Below are 18771 nucleotides of genomic sequence, written 5' to 3' on the forward strand. Positions count from 1 at the left end.
ATGGAGCCGCGTTTGGTGTTACCAACCGGCTGATCATCATTACTTTCGGACACATTCCGCTCTGGGCGTAGAGAGGGGGCGGTTGGGAACGTCCACGTCCGGTTAGATGTTGTTCCAAGTGACTGACGCCAGATCCTCGCTTCGGCGGGGGTGACCCGAAAGGCGATACGTGACTGGAGCTCTCGCCCCCGTTAAGCCGCTGACGGCCCTCGACCGCTGCGACCGCTGCGGTGCCCAGGCCTACATTCGCGCGACCCTGCCTGTGGGTGGGGAGCTGTTGTTCTGCGCCCATCATGGGCGTCAGCACATCGCAGCACTGCGCGAAAAGGGTGCCGACATCCTGGACGAGTCGGCTCGACTCAGCGAAACCCCAACAGTTGCCCCTAACGACGAGCGCTGACCGGCGCTGGTCGTGATGAGATAACCACATAGCGCATAGCAGCGCGGCGACCCTGGGCACGCCCGGGGTCGCCGCGCTGCGTTCACGGCCGCGGGCGCCGCCGCCTGGACGAGTGATTCCTGATGGCCGTATGCGATCAGGGATCGCGTGAGGGGCTGGCCGGTGCGGTGGTTGTGCCAGATCGCGGCGGCCATGGCCAGGATGCGCTGTGCGACGCGGAACGAGACACCCACTACGGGGCGTCCGCCGTGGCGTTCCAGGCCGAGCCGTCCTTCAAGGGTGTCGACCGGCTCGACGACCTGCCGGACCCGTTCGAGCAGGCGTTCACCTGCCCGGCCGGGTCCGTTGCGCATCGAGGGCCGCAGCAACGCGACCCCGCGGAGGGCCGGGTCGTCCTCGAACCAGCGGGCGTTGCAGCCTTGCCGGCTGTCAGCAGCGCTCCCGGCCAGTCTGCCGTCAGGTGGGGCTCGACGCCGAGTATCGCGGCCCCCCATGCTCGTCCACGCCGGCCACCCACCCGGTCTCATCCGTACGTGCCCCCCATACCGATCTGTCCGGGGCCATGAGGAGCCGGGCGACGGCCGCCACCTGTTCCGGCTTACTCCGCAGCTCCGGCGGACGTGCACAGGTAGAACACCTCAGGATCACCGTCGTCGAGACCGTGCACCATCCCCACCGACCGCCAGCCGATCCGTTGCAGCAGTCGCTGCATGGGATGGTTGGACAGGTTCGTCGAGGTGAACAGCTTGTCCGTCCTGCATGAGGCTGCCGCGGCACGCAGGAGCCGCTCGCCGACGCCGTGGCCCCGGGCGGGCTCGGCCACCATGAGCATCGTCACGAAACCCCGCTCGAAGAAGGTGTACTCCACCACGCAGTAGCCGGCGAGCCCGGCCGGCGTCTCCGCCACGAGGACGGCACCGTCGCGACACCAACGCTGGATGGCGGCGTGCCGCTCACCACCGTCGGATCCCGCGACCGGGTCAAGGTTCACGAGGTGCTCCACATCCGCCGCACTCCCCGCTCGAACAGACAGTGCGCGAAAGCCGTCGGCCCTCATCAGCGTGATCTCCTTCTCCTCTCACAGGGCCGCGTCGTCGCACGGTTCGCGCGGACCGGCCGGTCACGTCCGCTGCCGGACCGGTGCTCCGGCCATCCGGTAGTGATACCTTCCCGCGATCTCGAACCCTTCGCCCCGATACAGGGCCTGCGCTCCCTCGTTCCTGGCGGTGGTGACGAGGTAGGCGGAGCCCGTGCCCGCGTACCGCACCAGGGCCCGCAGCACCGCCCGCGCCAGCCCCCGCCGCCGGGCGCCGGGCAACGTGGCCATGCAGTAGACGCCCAGCGTGTCTCCCTGCGGCACACCCCGCCCGACGGACAGCGCCACACCGTCCTCCTCGTACGCCGCATACAAGGCAGGCACCCCGGTGCAGATGCGCTCCGCGTCCTCGAGGCCCGCGCCGTAACGCCCGTCCACGGCCCACCACGTCTCCAGCCAGCCCCGCCACGGCCGATTCTCGATCCGCACCTTGTACGCGGGCTCATATCCCGGCGTCCCGGTCATGATCACGGTAGGGTCGGCCGGCTCATATCCTCTCCGCTCCAGCTCCTCGTCCAGGCCGGGCGCGGCCTTGAGGCCCAGCGAGAAGACACAGCGCTGCCCGCGCGTGTCGTAGAACGCCTCAGCGGCCTCGATGGCGGCGCCGAGATCGGCAGGGGCGTGCAGCGGGAGCACGGAGTTGGCCCGCTTGGTCACGCCCCCGGCGTACCGCAGCACCCACCCGTCGTGTACACGCTGCTCGTAGGCAGGCCAGGCCTCATGCACCAGCAGGTCGAACTCCACCCGCGCAGCCTAACCACCCCCGCCCACATGGGCCGGAACGCGGACGGGACAAAACCACGGATCTCCAGGCAACCGCCACAGGGCGGACGACGGTCATCGATTCAGCGAAGCGGACGGCCCAGCAGGCGCCGTTGCGGCGCTCAGCCGTCTCCACCTGGTGAGCGTCTCCCTGGACGGAGCCCAGCCACGGTCGGCGGCTGGGGGCGGCCTGGCCTGCCGTAAAGAATGAAGCCTCCCCCTAGGCTGGGCACTGTGATGATTCTGTTGCCGCCGTCGGAGGGGAAGGCGGCGGAAGGCAGCGGCCCGCCGGTCGGCGAGTTGTCGTTCCCCGCCCTGGACGGCTCCCGCAAGCGGGTGACGAACGCGCTCGTGCGCGCGTCCAAGCGCCGTGACGCCATCGGCGTGCTCGGCCTGACGCCTGGACTTGCGGGCGAACTGGCCAGAAACCTCGCGCTGAGGACGGCTCCCACGTTGCCCGCCGCCGACCTCTACACCGGCGTGTTGTACGACAATCTCGGGCTGCGCACTCTGGACGATGAGGCATGGAGCCGGGCTGAGCAGTCCGTGCTGATCTTCTCCGGCCTCTGGGGTGTGGTACGGATCACAGACCGGATTCCGCCCTACCGGCTGTCCATGGGGGTCAACCTGCCTCCGCTCGGCGGTCTGGGCACGTTCTGGCGGCCGCGGATCTCGAAGGTGCTGGACGGCGTTCCGGGGCTGGTGGTGGATCTGCGGTCGGCGACCTACGCGAGCGCCTGGCAGCCCGGCGGACGTTCGGCGACGGTCCGGGTGTTCAGGGACGGCAAGGTCGTCAGCCACATGGCCAAGGCGACCAGAGGCGAGATCGCCCGTGCGCTCCTGCGGGAGGGCACCACGCCCACCAGCCCTGAAGAGCTGGCCAAGGTGCTCGACACGCTCGGCTACCGCGTCGAAGCGGTACCGCCCACCCGAGCCGGCCGCCCTTGGACACTGGACGTGCACGTCACGTGACCACCTCCTCCGACCACCCGACCCGACCCGGGGCGGCCGGATGTGTACGGGGTGTGTATGCCCGGCGACCACGTGACTACATGGCGTGCATGCCGGGGCGGGCCGGTTGCCTACAGGTGTGTATACCGGGAGGCCGGTGCCTACGGGGTGTGCACACCGGGCGGCCAGGCGACTGCAAGATGTACATGCCAGGCGAACCAAGCGCCCACAAGGCATGTACAGCGAGCGACCACTTGACTGCACGACGTGCATGCCGGCCCGGGCCAGGTGCTAGGGGGTGTACATGCCAGGCGAACCAGGCGCTTAACAACGTGCACATGGAGCGGCCGGACGAAGCTTGCATGCCGGGCGGCCGGGAGATGCGTACCACACACCTCAGAGACACCTGGGCCCTCGGATTGCGGGCCGCACGCCCCGAGGAAACGCCGCCGCCCCGCCCGGACGGGTCCGGGTGGGGCGGCGGGGTGTGCGGATGCGGTCGCGTCAGTCCAGGTAGTCGCGCAGGACCTGGGAGCGTGACGGGTGGCGCAGCTTGGACATGGTCTTCGACTCGATCTGGCGGATGCGCTCACGGGTGACCCCGTAAACCTTGCCGATCTCGTCGAGGGTCTTCGGCTGGCCGTCGGTGAGCCCGAAGCGCATCGACACGACGCCCGCTTCCCGCTCCGACAGCGTGTCGAGAACGGAGTGCAGCTGCTCCTGGAGCAGCGTGAAGCTGACGGCGTCGGCCGGGACGATGGCCTCGGAGTCTTCGATGAGGTCGCCGAACTCGCTGTCGCCCTCCTCGCCCAGCGGGGTGTGGAGGGAGATGGGCTCGCGGCCGTATTTCTGGACCTCGACGACCTTCTCGGGCGTCATGTCGAGCTCGCGGGCCAGCTCTTCCGGCGTGGGCTCGCGGCCGAGGTCCTGCAGCATCTGCCGCTGAACCCGGGCCAGCTTGTTGATCACTTCGACCATGTGGACCGGGATGCGGATGGTCCGCGCCTGGTCGGCCATGGCGCGCGTGATCGCCTGCCGGATCCACCACGTGGCGTAGGTGGAGAACTTGTAGCCCTTGGTGTAGTCGAACTTCTCGACGGCCCTGATCAGGCCCAGGTTGCCTTCCTGGATCAGGTCGAGGAACAGCATGCCGCGGCCGGTGTAGCGCTTGGCCAGCGAGACCACGAGCCGGAGGTTGGCCTCCAGCAGGTGGTTCTTGGCGCGACGGCCGTCCTCGGCGATCCACTCCAGCTCGGCCTTGACGTCGACGGGCAGCCCTTCGGACTCGCCGCCGCCGAGCTGCTCCTCGGCGAACAGGCCGGCCTCGATGCGCTTGGCCAGCTCGACCTCCTGCTCGGCGTTGAGCAGGGGGACCTTGCCGATCTGCTTGAGGTAGTCCTTCACCGGGTCGGCGGTGGCACCGGCGGCGGCGACCTGCGCCACGGGGGCGTCATCGTCGTCGTCGGAGAGGATGAGGACTTCTTCCTCGGTCTTCTCCACAGTGGCCTCGGCGGCCTTGGGCTCCTCGGTTTCGTCGTCGGAGTCGGAGTCACCCTCCGCGTCGGAGTCTCCCTCGGCGACGATCTCCTCGTCGTCGACTTCGATGTCCTCGAGTTCGTCCAGCTCCACGTCGCCGTCGAGCTCGATGTCCTCGTCGTCCCCGTCGGCCCGCGGGGCGTCGGATGCCTTCGGCTTGGTCTCGGCAGGCCCAGCGCCCTTCGGCTCGGCCTTCTTGGCGGCGGCGGCGGCCGCGGCCTTCTTCGCCGCCGGAGCGGCCTTCTTGGCAGGGGCCGCCTTCTTGGCGGCCGGCTCGGCTTCAGCGGTGCCCACGACCGCGGTCACGGTCTCGGGCTGCTGCTCTTTGGCGGCCGCCGCCGTCTTGGTCTTGACGGGGGCGGCGGTGCGGCGCTTTGCTGGACCACGAGACTTCTTCGGCGCAGCCGAATCCGCGGCGGTCACCACCACGGTCACGCCCTCTTTGCTGAGGTTCCGCAAGAACGCGGCGGCGTGCGACATGGGGATGTCCGCCTCCTCGAAGGCCTGACGGACATCCTCAGACTCGAGGAAACCCTGCGAGCGCCCACGCTCGAGCAGTCGCTGAATGACGGGCTCGTTCAGCTCTTGTGGCTTCGAGCGAGTCGAACTTGCAGGCGACACGAACACCTCTCGAACGAACGCGTGGCGACAATGGACCCAGATGCCCGCTGGGGGGCTGTTGCCTCTCTCGGAGATCGGTGAGGCCGTGCGGACCGCGACGGACCTGCACAGCATTGTGGCACGACCCCGCACTCCATACGGCCACCTCCCGGCGGTTGACCTCCACCCTAGGCCGACCGAGACAGTAGTGCGTACGTAAGCGGGGCACCGATACCCGAAAGCAACCGTTATGACTGATTCATTCAGTCACTCTTCGTGGCTGGCGGCACGTGAATTGCTAGCGCGGTAACGTCATCATCTTGTTCATATCCAGACAACATCCGGTCAACCAGGAAGTCCAGCAACATATGCGGACTGCTCACGACCTCAGGCGGCGCTTCGGTCACAACACTGCAAATCTCTGCGAGACCGGCATCCAGCCCGCGCTTCCTGTTCTCCACGAGTCCGTCGGAGTAGAGCACGGCGGTATGGCCGGGCGGCACCACGAACCGGAACTGCCTGCGGCTGGTCGGCCAGCCTAGCGGAGTGCCGGGCTCGGCGTCGCACAGGATCGCCGTGCCCTGTGGCGAAACCAGCACGGGCGGCGGATGTCCCGCCATGGCCAGCGTGCCCTCGCCGGTGACGGGCTCGACGACCATGTAGGCCAGGGTCGTGACCTGCTCCTCCTCTTCCGTGGCCTCGAAGACCCGGTCGAGGCCGGTGAGCACGGCCGCGGGCGGCGGGTTGGTCAGCGCCAGCGCCCGCATGGCGTTGCGGATGCGGCCCATGCCGGCGGCTGCTTTGACGCCCTTGCCCATGACGTCGCCGACCACCGCGGCGACACGCCCGTCCTGCAGCACGAACGCGTCGTACCAGTCGCCGCCGACCTGGACGTGGCGGCTGCCCGAGCGGAAGCGCTGGGCCAGCACGAGGCCTTTGACGACCGGCAGGCGGTCGGGCAGCAGGCTGCGCTGCAGCGTCTCGGCGGTGCGGTGCTCACGCTCGAACAGCGTGGCCCGCTCGACCGCGAGCGCGCACTGGCCGGCCAGGGCCTCCAGGAAGACGCCGTCCTCCTGGGAGATCTTCTGGGGCCTGGTGAAGGAGAATCGGAGCGCTCCCAAAGCCCGTCCGGCCGCCAGCAGCGGCAGCCCCACCCAGGCGCGCTCGTCGCTGTTGGCGAGGTAGTTGCCGAGGACTTCCTCGTCGCCGCCGGCCTCCAGCAGCTGGGCCCTCAGCGACTCGGGAGACTCCGCGAAGACCGGCCTGCGGCTGTTGACCGCCATGGTCATCACGCTGGAGCTGGACAGCGGGATCTCCTCGCCGGACGGGCCGGACGCCTCGGGCACGCCCTCACCGTTGATCAGCTTGAGCGCGGCCCTGTCGGTGTCGAGGAGCGCCACCGCCGAGCGGTCGGCGGCCAGGGCGGTGCGGCCCACGTCGATGATGACCTGCACCACCTGCTCGACCGTCAGCGCCTCGGCGAGTATCGCGGTGGCGCCCTGCAGCCGGGCCGTGCGCAGGGCGGCCGCGCCGAGCTGGTCGGTCAGCCTGCCGCGCATCTCCTCGGCCTCGCGCTGCGGCGTGACGTCGGTGTTGGCGCCGACCCACTCGACGACCCGGCCGTGGCGGATGATCGGCACGGCCCGCACCTCGAAGTGGCGGTAGCCGCTGGCCCGGGTGCGCACGCGGTAGTTCCACTCGAACATGGTGCGGCCGCGCAGCGCCTCCCTCCAGGCCTCCTCGGTCTGCTGGACCTCGTCCGGATGCACGACGTCCAGCCAGCCGTTGGCGAGGTATTCCTCCAGGCCCTGGCCGGTGATGGCGCGCCACTGCGGCGCGTCCTCGACGACCGCGCCCGTGGGCGAGGTGATCCACACCAGCTGGGACTGCGCCTCGACCAGCGAGCGGTAGCGCTCCTCGCTGCGGCGCAGCGCCTCCTCGGTCTGGCGGCTCTCGGTCACGTCGAGCCCGATCAGGGCGATCGCCCGCAGCTCGCCGGCGTCGTCGTGGACCGGCGAGAACGACAGCGACCACTGCCGGGTGTCGCCCTCGGCCGACCGCACGCGTACGCGGCCCTCGGTGACGGGCGCGTCGCCCTCGATGACGGCCTGCACGGCGTGCGTGATGATCTGGCTCAGGTCGGCGGCCAGCACCTCGACGGGCTGCCGGCCCGCCATGCGCTCCGCGGGCACGCCGACGACGTCGCTGAAGACGTCGTTGACCCGCTGGACGCGGCCGTCGGCATCGAAGAACGCGAAGGCGAACTCCGCCTCCGAGAGCATGCCCTTGAAGAGGGCGGAGTCTGAGATGTCCACATCCGACTCCCGGGGACGGGGAACGGAGGTCTCGGCGCTCATGGTCCGCACCTCCGTCGCGTGCCAGGGTCTCCCACGCGGCACATCTCCATAGTCGTGTATCGGCGTAGCGCAGCTCCGGGCGACCGGATCCTGCAGTACATCATCGGCGATGGGCACGCGCGGACGGAAGCCCCTGCCCGTGCCCGGTCGCCTCTAGGGTCTACGCATCCTGTCAAAGTCGCTCCACTTTGCGCAGCAAGATCAGGTTACCGCGCCCGATCGCCGGGACACTTGCCCGCCACGGCTATCGGGCCTTGGCCGCGCGCTTGGCCTCTTGCTTGGCGGCGCGCACCCGGCTCAGGCTGTCGGCGTCGACCACGTCGGCGACCGACCTTTGTGCACCCTCCTCGCCGTAGGGCCCGGCCGCCTCCCGCCAGCCTGACGGCTGCACCCCCAGCTGCTTGCCCAGCAATGCCAAGAAGATCTGGGCCTTCTGCTTGCCGTATCCCGGAAGGGCGTTCAGTCGTTTGAACACGTCCTTGCCGTCGGCGGCCTCTTCCCAGATCCTTTCGGGCCGGCCGTCGTAGTGCTCGACCAGGTGGGCCGCGAGCTGCTGGATGCGCCCGGCCATCGCCTTGGGATAGCGGTGCACGGCCGGCTGCTGCGCCAGCAGCGCGGCGAACTCCTCCGGATCGTAGGAGGTGAGCTCCTCGGCGGTGAGGTCGTGCCCGAGCCGCTGCGAGATGGTGTAGGGCCCCGTGAACGCCCACTCCATGGGGACCTGCTGGTCGAGCAGCATGCCGACGAGCAGGGCGAGCGGGCTGCGGCCGAGGAGCTCGTCTGCCTCGCTCCGCTGGGCGAGCTGGATGCGCATGGAGACAGCTTCGCATGAAAGGGCCCCGGGTGAAGTGAACACAGGCGTCGTGGAGGCTTGACACCCGTCCGAGAAAGGGTGGAATGAGAGCGCAAGTCGCCCTGCAGACGTTCCTAGGGGTTTGCCCCTGGGCATCCAGAGGAATCTCACTCCTATGCTCGCTCTGGCCACACGGTTCCTGCGCGAACCGGTCAGTCTCAGGCTGGCCGAAGAGTTCCTGACCGTACCCGTGGACACGATCGACCGCTGCGTGGCCGACGTGTGCGCGTGTGCGCAGCATCTGGGTGTCGCCGCGACCCCGGAGATCGTGGAACGCATCGCCCGCGAGCACCTGCTCGCGATCGTGAACTCCGCGCCTCCACCGCGGAACTCCCGCTGACGTGCCGTCGCGAGCGTCCTGCGGCGTTGCCGCAGGACGCCGGAGGCGGGTCACCGGCATGACCCTCCGATAACATCGAGGTCACCGGGCCGTGTTCTCCGCACCGTTCGCGCCTGGAATACGAGAGAGTGAGGGCGTGCGCCGACACCGACGAGATCCCCGGGAGAGCACTCCGCCCGACGACGTGTTCAAGGAGATGGTGAAGGCGGCTCGGGAGCTGCTGGCCGTCCGCACTCCCCTGGACGCGGAGCTGATGGTCTCCGACATGATCGGGGCCTGGTGGGGCCGGCGGGTCAGGGGCGGCGACGTGGAGCAGGTTCTCGGTGAAGGGCTGGTCGACTACGCGGCCAAGGCCGGCACGCCGGCCTCGCTGACCCTCCTGATGTGCCTGGCCTACCTCGGCACGGCCCGCCAGGGCGCCAAGGCCGAGGGCGCGGCGCTCGCCATGATGGAGTCGGGGGTGGCCAGGCCGGGCTGGGCCGACCGGGTGGGCGCGGTGAAACCGGCGGGTTGCTACGTCTCCCGCGACGCCTACGGCGACCAGGACACGGTGATCTGCACCTTCTCCTACCGGTGGAACGACGGCCAGACCCCGGCCGACCGTCACGCGCTCGTCATGGTCGTCGACTACAACATGAGCGGCATGACCCGCGACGCCTGGGTCTCCTCGCAGGTCGACAAGCTGCTTGAGCAGGCCAGGGCCGAGGCGGCGGGCAATCCGATGCTGCTGTTCGAGGAGATCCAGCCGGAGCAGGCGAGGGCCCTGCTGGAGTCGGCGATGAAGGCCACGAAGGAGCCGAAGACCCCGCCGCCGGTGAGCGACAGCTACAGCGCCTACCACGCGTTCGCCAGGGCCCGGTTGAAGGCGCTGCCGCCCGGGCGCAAACGGCCGGCGCCACTGCACATCGAGGCCCCCTACAGCAGGGAGCGGCGGGCCATGCTGGCGGCGGAGTTCCTGGCCTCCGACGCGGCCGAGCACCTGTCCGACCCCTCGGCCGCCTCGCGCTGCGCCGACCACATCATCGACTACGGCTGCGAGCAGGACTTCAACCGGCCGCTGCGGGTCAGCCCCACCAAGTGCGAGACGTTCCTGCTCGACTGGCTGCCGCGCAAGGTGATGCTGAGCGTGGCGGAGCAGGAGGCGATGCCGCACGTGCTGGCGGCCTGGGTGCGCTTCGCCGCCCAGCGCACGGCGCTGCCCGAGCAGGGGCTGAAGGCCACGCTCGACGCGGTGTGGGAGGCCATCGGCAAGTTCCCCGAGGCCTACCGCGACCCGACGTCGTTCGGCCTCGACCGGCCGCTGCTGGAGCGCCTGCTGCCGGACGGCGACCTGTCGGCGCTGGCCAGGCGGGTCTTCGCCTTTCCCTTCCTGCAGGGCACGCACGGCGACATCGACCTCGACCACCTCAACCCCGCCGACGAGGGCGACCGCCGCACGCTGCTCGAGATCGACCACGGCGGCACCATCGACCAGGAGCACCTGGCCTGGCACGAGGAGATCGCCACCCGGCTGTGGGAGGGCGATCCGCCGCAGTTGTGGGAGGCCGCGCAGCGCCTGCTCGACCTCGGGCACGACCGCCACGACGTGCTCCACGTGCTGATCGAGATCGCCGAGCGGATCGGCGGCGACCCGGAGGAGCTCGCGGCGGCTCTCGACGACATCGCCGACATTCCCGACGAGATCTAGCTCGCCATAGAATTTCGTTCTATGGCAATGTACAGCCGCACCGGCGAAGGCCGTTACCGCGCCTCGGAGCACACCCAGGGCCCGTGGGATCCCGGCTCCCAGCACATGGGGCCCGTCACCGCCCTGATCGTGCACGAGCTGGCGCGCACGGCCCCGCGGCCGGGGCTGCAGCTGTCGAGGCTGGTGGTCGACGTGTTCGCGCCCGTGCCCGTGGCCGAGCTGCGGATCGAGACAGGGGTGGCCCGTGACGGCAAGCGCGTGCAGTGCCTGTCGGCCAGCGTCAGCTCCGGTGGCCGCGAGTTCGCCAGGGCGAGCGCCTGGCGCATCCGGGAGGCCGGCACGCCCGCCACGCCTGCGGGCAAACCGCCGGCGCCGGTCCCGCCCCCTTCGCAGGAGCACGCGCGCTCGTGGCTGACCTCCGGCTTCGGGTACGGCAGGGCGCTCGACTGGCGTTTCGTCACCGGCAGCCCCCTGGCCCCCGGCCCGGCCACGGTCTGGGGCCGGGTCGGCGTGCCGTTGGTCGAGGGCGAGGAGATCACCCCGCTGGAGCGCCTGGCGGTGTTCGCCGACAGCGGCAACGGCATCAGCCTCGCCATCGACTTCGCCACGCACCTGTTCGTGAACGTGGACCTGACGATCTCCCTGTTCCGGTCGCCCGAAACGGAGTGGATCTGCATGGAGTCGGCCACCGTGCTCGGCCCGGCCGGTCGCGGGCTGACCCGTTCGACCCTTTATGACGAGAATGGCGAGGTCGGGACTGCTACTCAGACCTTGTTCGTCGCACCGCGCGAGCCGTGAAGCGCCATGATGGTGCCATGGTGATCGACCTCAACGCGGATCTCGGCGAGGGCTACGGCATCTGGCAGCTCGGCGACGACCTGGCGCTGCTCGACATCGTCACGAGCGCCAACGTGGCCTGCGGTTTCCACGCGGGTGACCCGGTGACCATCCGGCGCACGTGCGCGGCGGCCGTCGACCGCGGCGTGGCGATCGGGGCACAGGTGTCCTACCGCGACCGGGCGCACTTCGGGCGCAGGGAGATGGACCTCGAGCCGGAGGAGCTCTGCGCCGAGGTGCTCTACCAGCTCGCGGCCGTCGACGGCATCGCCAGGGCGATGGGCGGCCGGGTGTCCTACGTCAAACCCCACGGCGCCCTCTACAACCGGATCTGCCGCGACGAGGTGCAGGCCGGGGCGGTGATCGACGCGGTGGCCGACTACGACCCCTCGCTGCCGGTGCTGACGCTGCCCGGCTCGGTCGTGCACGGCGTGGCGGCGGTCGCGGGCGTGCCGACGGTGAGCGAGGCGTTCGCCGACCGCGCCTACACCCCCACGGGGATGCTGGTGCCGCGCAGGGAGCCGGACGCGGTCATCCACGACGCGGTCGTGGTGGCGGCCCGTGCCCGCCAGATGGCCGTGGAGGGCTCGGTGACGGCCTCCGACGGGAGTTCCGTCCCGCTGGCCGCCCGTTCCATCTGTGTCCACGGAGACACGCCTGACGCGGTCCGTCTGGCCCAGGGAGTCCGCGACGCGCTGCTGGCGGCCGGCGTCGTCCTGCAGGCGTTCACGTGATCCGCAGGGCCGGGGAGCACGGATTGCTCGTGGAGACGGGCTCGCTGGAGTTGTCGCACCGGCTGGACGCGGCGCTGCGGGCGGACCGGCCCGCCGGCGTGGCGGAGATCGTGCCGGGGCCCGCGACCGTGCTCGTGGTGGCACCGGGCGCGGATCAGGCGCGGCTGCGCGACCGGCTGGCCATGGTCGTCGCCGAGGAACGCGGCAAGGCCCGCGCCGGGGCGGCCGAGGGGCCCGTCGTGACGATCCCCGTGGTCTACGACGGCGCCGACCTCGGCTCCGTGGCGGCGCTGGCCGGCATCGGCACGGACGAGGTGGTCGCCCGGCACTGCGAGCGCGAGCTGGTGGTGGGGTGGCTGGGGTTCGCCCCCGGGTTCGCCTACCTCACCGGGCTCGACCCCGTACTGGAGACGCCCAGGCTCGACACGCCGCGCACGTCGGTGCCCGCCGGGTCCGTGGCGATCGCGGGCCCCTACTCCGCGGTCTATCCGACCGCGTCGCCCGGCGGGTGGCGGCTGCTCGGGCGCACGTCCGTGCGAGTGTGGGACGTCACGGCCGACCCTCCGTCGCTGTTCCGGCCGGGCATGCGCGTGCGGTTCGTACGCGAGGAGGCCCCGCCGTCCTGAGGACGGGTGGCGGGAGGACGGCGACCAGGGCCAGGTGAGGAAGAGGGTGGCAGATGGCGACCATGCCCGCCGGACGGAGTGAGGCCACGGGCACGTGATGATCGAGGTGCTGGCGCCCGGTCCGTACGCGACCGTGCAGGATCTCGGGCGGCCCGGTCACGCCCACCTCGGCGTGCCCCGCTCGGGGGCGGCCGACGCGCCGAGCCTGCGGCTGGCCAACCGGCTCGTGGGCAACGCGGAGGGCCTGGCGGGGATCGAGCTGACGTTCGGCGGGGCATGGGTCCGCTTCCACGACGGCGGATGGGTGGCGCTGGCCGGAGCCCCGCTGACGGCGACGGTCGCCCCAGGCCGGCCCGCGGCGGGCCGGCGGGAGGACGCCGGGAGTGCGGGCGCGCGGGCCGGCGCGCGGGCCGGTATGGGGGTGCCGTTCTGGGTGCCCGCGGGCGCGGAGCTGCGGCTGGGCACACCCGCGTGGGGGCTGCGCACCTATCTGGCCGTGCGCGGGGGGATCGCCGTCGCGCCGGTGCTCGGCAGCCGATCGACCGACTCGCTGTCGGGGCTCGGCCCCGAACCGCTGCGGGCCGGGACGCTGCTGCCGGTCGGCCCGCCGGAGGGCGGCATCGTCGCCGACCTCGCGCCCCTGCCCGGGCCGAGGCCCGCCGTGCTGCGCGTGCTGCAGGGGCCGCGCGACGACTGGTTCACGCCCGAGGCGCCGGCGGCGCTGTGTGCGGGGCCGTACGTCGTGAGCCAGGACAGCAACCGCGTCGGGGTGCGGCTGAACGGCCCCGAGCTGGTACGCGCCAAGGAGGGCGAGCTGCCGAGCGAGGGCATGGTCGCCGGGGCCGTGCAGGTGCCTCCGAGCGGGCAGCCGATCGTCTTCCTCGCCGACCATCCCCCGACGGGCGGCTACCCGGTGATCGCCGTCGTGACGGCGGCCGACCTGGCGGTGGCCGCGCAGCTGAGGCCGGGTGACGAGGTCAGGTTCACAACACGACCCGCCCGCTGACGCAGGTGACGACCGCGCCGCCCACCCAGACCTCGCCCCGCTCGCCGGTGGAGACGTGCACCCGTCCGGCGCGTCCGAGCGCGGTGCCCTGGCTCGCCACGTACGGCGCCGTGGCCCGGCCGGTCCGCAGCAGCCACTGCGCCACCGACGCGTTCAGGCTGCCCGTGACGGGGTCCTCCACGGTGGTGCCGTGGACCGGGGTGAAGGCCCGTAGCTCGAAGGCGCACGGCGAGCCCTCCGGGTACGGCCCCACCACGCCGACGTCGTGCGGCACCGGGCCGGGCCGGACCGCGAGGACGGCCTCGGCGTCGGCGAGCAGCACCGCCACCCATCCGGGTCCGTTGTCGGCCCACTCGACGTCGACCATGTCGTCCCTGGGGATCCGCAGGGCCTCGGCCAGCCGCTCGACGAGCTCGTCCTCCACGGGGCCGGAGCGCAGCAGCGGCGGCGCCTGGAATTCGAGCCCGGCGTCCGTCCTGCGCAACCGGATGAGCCCCGCTTCGCACTCCTGCGTGATCCCGCCGTCCTCGCGCGGTACTCCCCCGGCCTCCAGCCAGGCGTGGCAGGTGCCGAGCGTGGGGTGCCCGGCGAAGGGCAGCTCGCCGGTCGGGGTGAAGATCCGTACCCGGTAGTCGGCCTCCGGAGCGGCCGGCGGCAGCAGGAAGGTGGTCTCGGACAGGTTGGTCCACGCGGCGAAGCGCCGCATCTCCTCGGTGCTCAGCCCTTCCCCGTCGAGCACCACGGCCAGCGGATTGCCGCGGTAGGGAACGGCGGTGAAGACGTCTACCTGGCAGAATGCGCGCATCATACGACGAAGTCTTGCAGGAAGGGCTTTTCCCACCGCTGCCCCACCCCCAGACTGGTCGGTGTGGCGGATTTCGATGTGGTGGTCCTGGGTTCCGGGCCGGGTGGGCAGAAGGCCGCGATCGCGGCGGCGAAACTAGGCAAGAACGTAGCGATAGTCGAGAAGCGGCACATGATCGGCGGCGTGTGCATCAACACCGGCACGATCCCGTCGAAGACGCTGCGCGAGGCGGTGCTCTACCTCACGGGCCTCAACCAGCGCGAGCTGTACGGCGCCAGCTACCGCGTCAAGGAGGAGATCACCGTCGCCGACCTCGGCATGCGCACGCAGCACGTGATCGGCAGGGAGATCCAGGTCATCCGCAGCCAGCTGGCCCGCAACAAGGTGACGGTGCTGCAGGGCACGGGCCGCTTCCTCGACGCGCACACGATCGGCGTCGTCCACGAGGAGGGCAAGGAGACGAAGATCACCGCCGAGAAGATCGTGATCGCCACCGGCACGTCGCCGGCCCGGCCGTCGAGCGTCGAGTTCGACGACAGGACGGTCATCGACTCCGACGCCATCCTCCACCTCGACCGGGTGCCGGAGACGCTCGTCGTGGTGGGCGCCGGGGTGATCGGCATCGAGTACGCCTCCATGTTCGCCGCGCTCGGCACGAAGGTGACGGTGATCGAGCGGCGCGACCGCATGCTGGAGTTCTGCGACCTGGAGATCGTGGAGGCGCTGAAATACCATCTGCGCGACCTGGCGGTGACCTTCAGGTTCGGCGAGAACGTCGCCGCCGTCGAGCGGCGTCCCGGCGGCGCGCTCACCCTGCTGGAGAGCGGCAAGAAGATCCCGGCCGACTGCGTGATGTACTCCGCCGGCCGCCAGGGCAAGACGGCCGAGCTGTGCCTGGAGGCCGCGGGCCTGACCGCCGACGACCGCGGCCGGATCTCGGTGGACGGCGACTACGCCACGGAGGTGCCGCACATCTACGCGGTCGGCGACGTGATCGGCTTCCCCGCCCTCGCGGCCACGTCCATGGAGCAGGGCCGGCTGGCCGCCCAGCACGCGTGCGGCGAGCCGGTCGGCGACATGGAGGACCTGCCGCCCATCGGGATCTACACCATCCCCGAGATCAGCTTCGTCGGGAGGTCGGAGGACGAGCTGACCCGCGAGAAGGTGCCGTTCGAGGTGGGCATCTCCCGCTACCGCGAGCTGGCCAGGGGCCAGATCATCGGCGACTCGTACGGCATGCTGAAGCTGCTCGTCTCGCCGGAGGACCGGCGGCTGCTCGGGGTGCACGTGTTCGGCACGGGGGCGACGGAGCTGGTGCACATCGGGCAGACGGTCATGGGCTGCGGCGGCACGGTCGACTATCTGGTCAACGCGGTGTTCAACTACCCGACGCTGGCCGAGTCGTACAAGGTGGCGGCGCTGGACGCGATGAACAAGATGCGGGTGGTGGCCCGGCTCACCGCGGGGATGTGAGCCGGGTTCAGCGGGTGAAGCCGATCTCCACCCTGCGGTTCTTGGCGCGGCCCTTGGGGTTGTCGCCCCCGTCGGGCAGGGCGTTGGGTGCGACCGGGTCGGCCTCGCCGTGGCCGGTCACGGTGAAGCCGGTTCCCGGCGCCAGCTTGCCGAGCGCGTCGCGCACCGCCTCCGCCCGCTTGCGCGACAACTCCAGGTTGTAGGAGCCGGAGCCCTTGGCGTCGGTGTAGCCGTCGATCGTCACCGGCTCGCCCGCCGCCTCGGCCTTGAGCAGCTCGGCCGCCTGCTCAAGCCGGCTCGCGGCCTTGCCGGTCAGCGTGGCCTTGTCGAAGGCGAACAGCACGTCGGCGGCCACCGTGATCGTACGTTCCCTGCCGCTGGTCTCGTCGGTCACCGACTCGTCGAGGTTGGAGATCCGCTCGGAGATGTCGAGGATCTTACCGCTGATGTCGAGGATCTTGCCGCTGATGTCGAGCACCGGCGCGGTGGCGGGCTGCCCTCCTTCCACGGGCACCTGGACGGGCGCCGAGGGTGAGGGGGCAGGTGTGAGCGCCACGAGCAGCGACAGGGCCAGCGCGCTAGCTGATCGGTACATTCGCCAAGGTCCCCACGTTGGGAATGTGCACGTCCACCGAGCCCACGTCCGCGGGCGGCGCGGCGAACGTGGCGGAGAAGACGGCGCTCTGGTCCTGCTTGAGGAACAGCGCCCCGATCCGGCTGCACACGCACTTGTCCTCGCTGTCCTTCGCCACGAGGTGCTTCTTGGCGTTCTTGACGTCGACCAGGTAGACGCCGTCCACGGTCGGGTTCTGCTGGGGAACGGCCGAGAAGGCGTTGTTCACCTGCCACCCGAGTCCGCCGCCGTCCTTGGTCACCGTGGCGGTGAAGGTGAGGTCGGCGAACCGCTCCCTGCGGATCAGCTGGACGATCTCCACCTTGAACGTGTGGCCGTCCAGTGTCCCTTCCCGGCCGGCCAGGACCTGGTCAGGGGGGACGGTGGCCGGCGTGGTCGTCTGCTTGACCTGCTCGGACCGGGTGGGCGCGTTCTCTTTCTCGGCTTGCGGCGACGATGGCCCCCCGGGCTGGCATCCGGTGACCAACCCGGCGGTGAGCACGGCGCCGAGCGCCGTGGCGAGCACGGGAGTGAACACTTGTGTCAGCCTCATAAGGCCGGGATTGTACTGATATTTCAGGTCGTTGATCGACCGGAATTCGCCGCCTCCCACATCCGCAGGTACGCTTCGGCTCCCGCCGCCATGTCCCGCACGATCTCGTCGCCGGCGATGATCCGCATGTCCTCGATCCAGTCCGGCACCAGGCCGTAGTTGGCGACCCCGTCGGTGTTGACGTCCCAGACCCGCTCGCCGGTGCGCAGCCGGTCGAGGCTGTCGCCGCCGTCGAAGGACGTGAGACGTGAACGGGTACGTCACGAGGTCGGCCGCGTTGCCGGCCCTCGGCCCCGACAGCCGCCCCATCCCGTTGACGTCCAGGCCGTAGCCGTAGCCCGCGATCCCGTGCTGCCGTCTGAGCGGCTCGGTGCGGGCCCACTCGGCGACGAAGTGCTCGGAGTCGTGCCCGTACTGGGTGATCATGCCGCCGAGTGCGTAGACCCGCTCGAAATAGTGCGGGTCGGTCCAGCTGTGGGAGGAGATCACGCCCGGGTACCGGGCGGCTTCGAGCAGGTCGAGCGCGCGCCCGGTGGCCTTCACGCTCATGTGGTCGATCTCGACCAGCATGCCGCGCTCGATCATGCCCCTGATCATGTGCTCGCCGAGCGCGGTCAGTCCCCTGGTGTTGCAGTGCGGGGCGGGCGGATAGAGCGGCAGGGAGACGCCGGGCGGGAGCAGGCCGGCGATCGGATCGGGCAGGACGCCGCCCGGGTCGATCGGGTTGTCGTGCGCCGGGCCCGTGCAGGTGCGGGCCTGCCAGAACGAGCCGCCGCTGAGCAGGTTGCCCAGGTTGACGATGGTGCCCTGGATGCCCGAGTCGAAGCGTACGCCGCACAACGCGTTGTCGTACTTGTGGCAGACGAACATGCTGCGCACGCCGAGCGCGTGCACCTCGTCGAGCCCTCGGTCGATCTGCGCTTCGGTGCAGCGGGGGATGCCGAGCAGGGTGCGGCAGCCGAACGGCTCGGAGGTCTCGATGCCGAGGACGACGGCGAGCTTGCCGGCCTCGACGACCTGCCTGGCCTCGGCGGGGTCGCGCACGATGCGGAACCAGCCCCGCCCCGGGCCTCCGTGCTCGGCGTCGATGTGGTCCTGCAACCCGCGGGCCCGCTCGGCCTGCCGCCGGATCGAGGCCATCTCGTCGCAGGCGGTCCGCTTCAACGGGTAGATCACGCAGAGTTGCCGGTTGGCGACCAGGTGGTTGATCATGATGCGCAGCCCGCCGCGCCAGGCGCGTTCCACCCACGTGTGGTACGCCTGCTGGTGGGTCAGGGAGTCATGCGCCGGCCAGTCGCGGAAGGTGGGCCAGCCAGCCGACCGGGTCGTGGGTGCCGGCCGGCGAGCCGGTGCGGGTGAGGTTCTCGTACCAGGCCAGCTCGCCGTTCGGGTGGTGGTCGGCGCAGTCGGTCAGGGCCTTCTCCGGGCCCCGCGCGTGGAAGGGCCGCCCGCACATCAGCAGCCCGCCGAAGGCCTCGTAGGAGAACAGGTGGCTGTGCGCGTCGACGAACCCGCGGACCTCGGCCGCCGCCGTGGCGGGGG

General features: G+C 70.7%; 17 protein-coding genes and 2 pseudogenes. 9 read left to right on the plus strand and 10 right to left on the minus strand.

Annotated features, from left to right (window positions below; genetic code table 11):
* Positions 1 to 169: 169 nt before the first annotated feature.
* Positions 170 to 400 (plus strand): DUF7455 domain-containing protein, encoded by a 231-nt coding sequence (locus E1295_RS51145; RefSeq protein ID WP_132342023.1) that lies wholly within the window; start codon positions 170 to 172, stop codon positions 398 to 400.
* A gap of 122 nt (positions 401 to 522) precedes the next feature.
* Here the strand turns inward: E1295_RS51145 and E1295_RS52540 are convergent.
* The 3 genes and pseudogenes from E1295_RS52540 to E1295_RS27265 form a co-directional block, all read right to left on the minus strand.
* Positions 523 to 884 (minus strand): annotated as a pseudogene (locus E1295_RS52540) (IS982 family transposase); the annotation flags it as partial.
* 114 nt (positions 885 to 998) lie between these two features.
* Positions 999 to 1391 (minus strand): GNAT family N-acetyltransferase, encoded by a 393-nt coding sequence (locus tag E1295_RS27260; RefSeq protein WP_220448909.1) that lies wholly within the window; start codon positions 1389 to 1391, stop codon positions 999 to 1001.
* A 129-nt stretch (positions 1392 to 1520) separates the two neighbouring features.
* The gene (locus E1295_RS27265; RefSeq protein ID WP_132634052.1) at positions 1521 to 2240 is read right to left on the minus strand and encodes a GNAT family N-acetyltransferase; all 720 of its coding nucleotides are present in this window, start codon (positions 2238 to 2240) and stop codon (positions 1521 to 1523) included.
* Positions 2241 to 2492: 252 nt separating this feature from the next.
* Between E1295_RS27265 and E1295_RS27270 the strand changes: the two genes are divergently transcribed.
* A complete protein-coding gene (locus E1295_RS27270) occupies positions 2493 to 3230 on the plus strand; it encodes a YaaA family protein (RefSeq protein WP_166427435.1) in 738 nt (245 codons plus the stop codon).
* A 483-nt stretch (positions 3231 to 3713) separates the two neighbouring features.
* Here E1295_RS27270 and E1295_RS27275 read toward each other — a convergent pair whose 3' ends face one another.
* The 3 genes from E1295_RS27275 to E1295_RS27285 all read right to left on the minus strand — a co-directional run bounded on the left by E1295_RS27275 (position 3714) and on the right by E1295_RS27285 (position 8516).
* On the minus strand, positions 3714 to 5366 hold the full coding sequence (locus tag E1295_RS27275) for an RNA polymerase sigma factor (RefSeq protein WP_132634054.1): 1653 nt from the start codon (positions 5364 to 5366) through the stop codon (positions 3714 to 3716).
* Between the two features lie 242 nt (positions 5367 to 5608).
* Positions 5609 to 7702 carry a SpoIIE family protein phosphatase gene (locus E1295_RS27280; RefSeq protein ID WP_132634056.1) on the minus strand — a complete coding sequence of 698 codons (2094 nt, stop codon included), beginning with the start codon at positions 7700 to 7702 and terminating at the stop codon, positions 5609 to 5611.
* Positions 7703 to 7946: 244 nt separating this feature from the next.
* Positions 7947 to 8516, minus strand: a complete 570-nt coding sequence (locus tag E1295_RS27285) for an HhH-GPD-type base excision DNA repair protein (protein WP_132634058.1) — start codon at positions 8514 to 8516, stop codon at positions 7947 to 7949.
* A gap of 154 nt (positions 8517 to 8670) precedes the next feature.
* Between E1295_RS27285 and E1295_RS27290 the strand changes: the two genes are divergently transcribed.
* The 6 genes from E1295_RS27290 to E1295_RS27315 all read left to right on the plus strand — a co-directional run bounded on the left by E1295_RS27290 (position 8671) and on the right by E1295_RS27315 (position 13785).
* Entirely contained in the window at positions 8671 to 8895 is a 225-nt protein-coding gene (locus E1295_RS27290; protein WP_132634060.1) for a hypothetical protein, read from the plus strand.
* A 196-nt stretch (positions 8896 to 9091) separates the two neighbouring features.
* The gene (locus E1295_RS27295; RefSeq protein WP_246080404.1) at positions 9092 to 10582 is read left to right on the plus strand and encodes a hypothetical protein; all 1491 of its coding nucleotides are present in this window, start codon (positions 9092 to 9094) and stop codon (positions 10580 to 10582) included.
* 21 nt (positions 10583 to 10603) lie between these two features.
* The gene (locus E1295_RS27300; RefSeq protein ID WP_132634062.1) at positions 10604 to 11380 is read left to right on the plus strand and encodes a thioesterase family protein; all 777 of its coding nucleotides are present in this window, start codon (positions 10604 to 10606) and stop codon (positions 11378 to 11380) included.
* A 17-nt stretch (positions 11381 to 11397) separates the two neighbouring features.
* Complete coding sequence (locus E1295_RS27305; RefSeq protein ID WP_132634064.1) at positions 11398 to 12153, plus strand: LamB/YcsF family protein; 756 nt, start codon at positions 11398 to 11400, stop codon at positions 12151 to 12153.
* Complete coding sequence (locus tag E1295_RS27310; protein ID WP_132634066.1) at positions 12150 to 12779, plus strand: 5-oxoprolinase subunit B family protein; 630 nt, start codon at positions 12150 to 12152, stop codon at positions 12777 to 12779. Before E1295_RS27305 ends, E1295_RS27310 begins: the two co-directional genes overlap by 4 nt.
* Before the next feature lie 97 nt (positions 12780 to 12876).
* Positions 12877 to 13785: a 5-oxoprolinase subunit C family protein gene (locus tag E1295_RS27315; protein WP_132634088.1), complete on the plus strand. Its 909-nt coding sequence runs from the start codon at positions 12877 to 12879 to the stop codon at positions 13783 to 13785.
* Here the strand turns inward: E1295_RS27315 and E1295_RS27320 are convergent.
* Complete coding sequence (locus E1295_RS27320) at positions 13763 to 14593, minus strand: PhzF family phenazine biosynthesis protein (RefSeq protein WP_132634068.1); 831 nt, start codon at positions 14591 to 14593, stop codon at positions 13763 to 13765. The two genes, E1295_RS27315 and E1295_RS27320, sit on opposite strands and share 23 nt — an antisense overlap.
* Before the next feature lie 60 nt (positions 14594 to 14653).
* Between E1295_RS27320 and sthA the strand changes: the two genes are divergently transcribed.
* Positions 14654 to 16063, plus strand: a complete 1410-nt coding sequence (gene sthA, locus E1295_RS27325; protein ID WP_132634070.1) for a Si-specific NAD(P)(+) transhydrogenase — start codon at positions 14654 to 14656, stop codon at positions 16061 to 16063.
* A gap of 7 nt (positions 16064 to 16070) precedes the next feature.
* Here the strand turns inward: sthA and E1295_RS27330 are convergent, their stop codons facing one another.
* The 3 genes and pseudogenes from E1295_RS27330 to E1295_RS50260 all read right to left on the minus strand — a co-directional run.
* Positions 16071 to 16658: an OmpA family protein gene (locus tag E1295_RS27330; RefSeq protein ID WP_132634072.1), complete on the minus strand. Its 588-nt coding sequence runs from the start codon at positions 16656 to 16658 to the stop codon at positions 16071 to 16073.
* Positions 16642 to 18474, minus strand: a complete 1833-nt coding sequence (locus tag E1295_RS50255) for an amidohydrolase family protein (protein WP_220448910.1) — start codon at positions 18472 to 18474, stop codon at positions 16642 to 16644. Before E1295_RS50255 ends, E1295_RS27330 begins: the two co-directional genes overlap by 17 nt.
* Positions 18475 to 18508: 34 nt before the next feature.
* Positions 18509 to 18771, minus strand: a pseudogene (locus E1295_RS50260) (hypothetical protein); the annotation flags it as partial.

The sequence above is a fragment of the Nonomuraea mesophila genome, from assembly GCF_004352805.1.
Classification (GTDB): Bacteria; Actinomycetota; Actinomycetes; order Streptosporangiales; family Streptosporangiaceae; genus Nonomuraea; species Nonomuraea longispora.

Bases quoted from the DNA above. Each gene is read 5' to 3' on its own strand.
- E1295_RS27295 (WP_246080404.1), top strand. From the start codon at position 9,092: ATGGTGAAGGCGGCTCGGGAGCTGCTGGCCGTCCGCACTCCCCTGGAC.
- E1295_RS27320 (WP_132634068.1), bottom strand. From the start codon at position 14,593: ATGATGCGCGCATTCTGCCAGGTAGACGTCTTCACCGCCGTTCCCTAC.
- E1295_RS27300 (WP_132634062.1), top strand. From the start codon at position 10,604: ATGGCAATGTACAGCCGCACCGGCGAAGGCCGTTACCGCGCCTCGGAG.
- E1295_RS27280 (WP_132634056.1), bottom strand. From the start codon at position 7,702: ATGAGCGCCGAGACCTCCGTTCCCCGTCCCCGGGAGTCGGATGTGGAC.
- E1295_RS27285 (WP_132634058.1), bottom strand. From the start codon at position 8,516: ATGCGCATCCAGCTCGCCCAGCGGAGCGAGGCAGACGAGCTCCTCGGC.
- E1295_RS27330 (WP_132634072.1), bottom strand. From the start codon at position 16,658: ATGTACCGATCAGCTAGCGCGCTGGCCCTGTCGCTGCTCGTGGCGCTC.
- E1295_RS27305 (WP_132634064.1), top strand. From the start codon at position 11,398: ATGGTGATCGACCTCAACGCGGATCTCGGCGAGGGCTACGGCATCTGG.
- E1295_RS27315 (WP_132634088.1), top strand. From the start codon at position 12,877: ATGATCGAGGTGCTGGCGCCCGGTCCGTACGCGACCGTGCAGGATCTC.
- E1295_RS27290 (WP_132634060.1), top strand. From the start codon at position 8,671: ATGCTCGCTCTGGCCACACGGTTCCTGCGCGAACCGGTCAGTCTCAGG.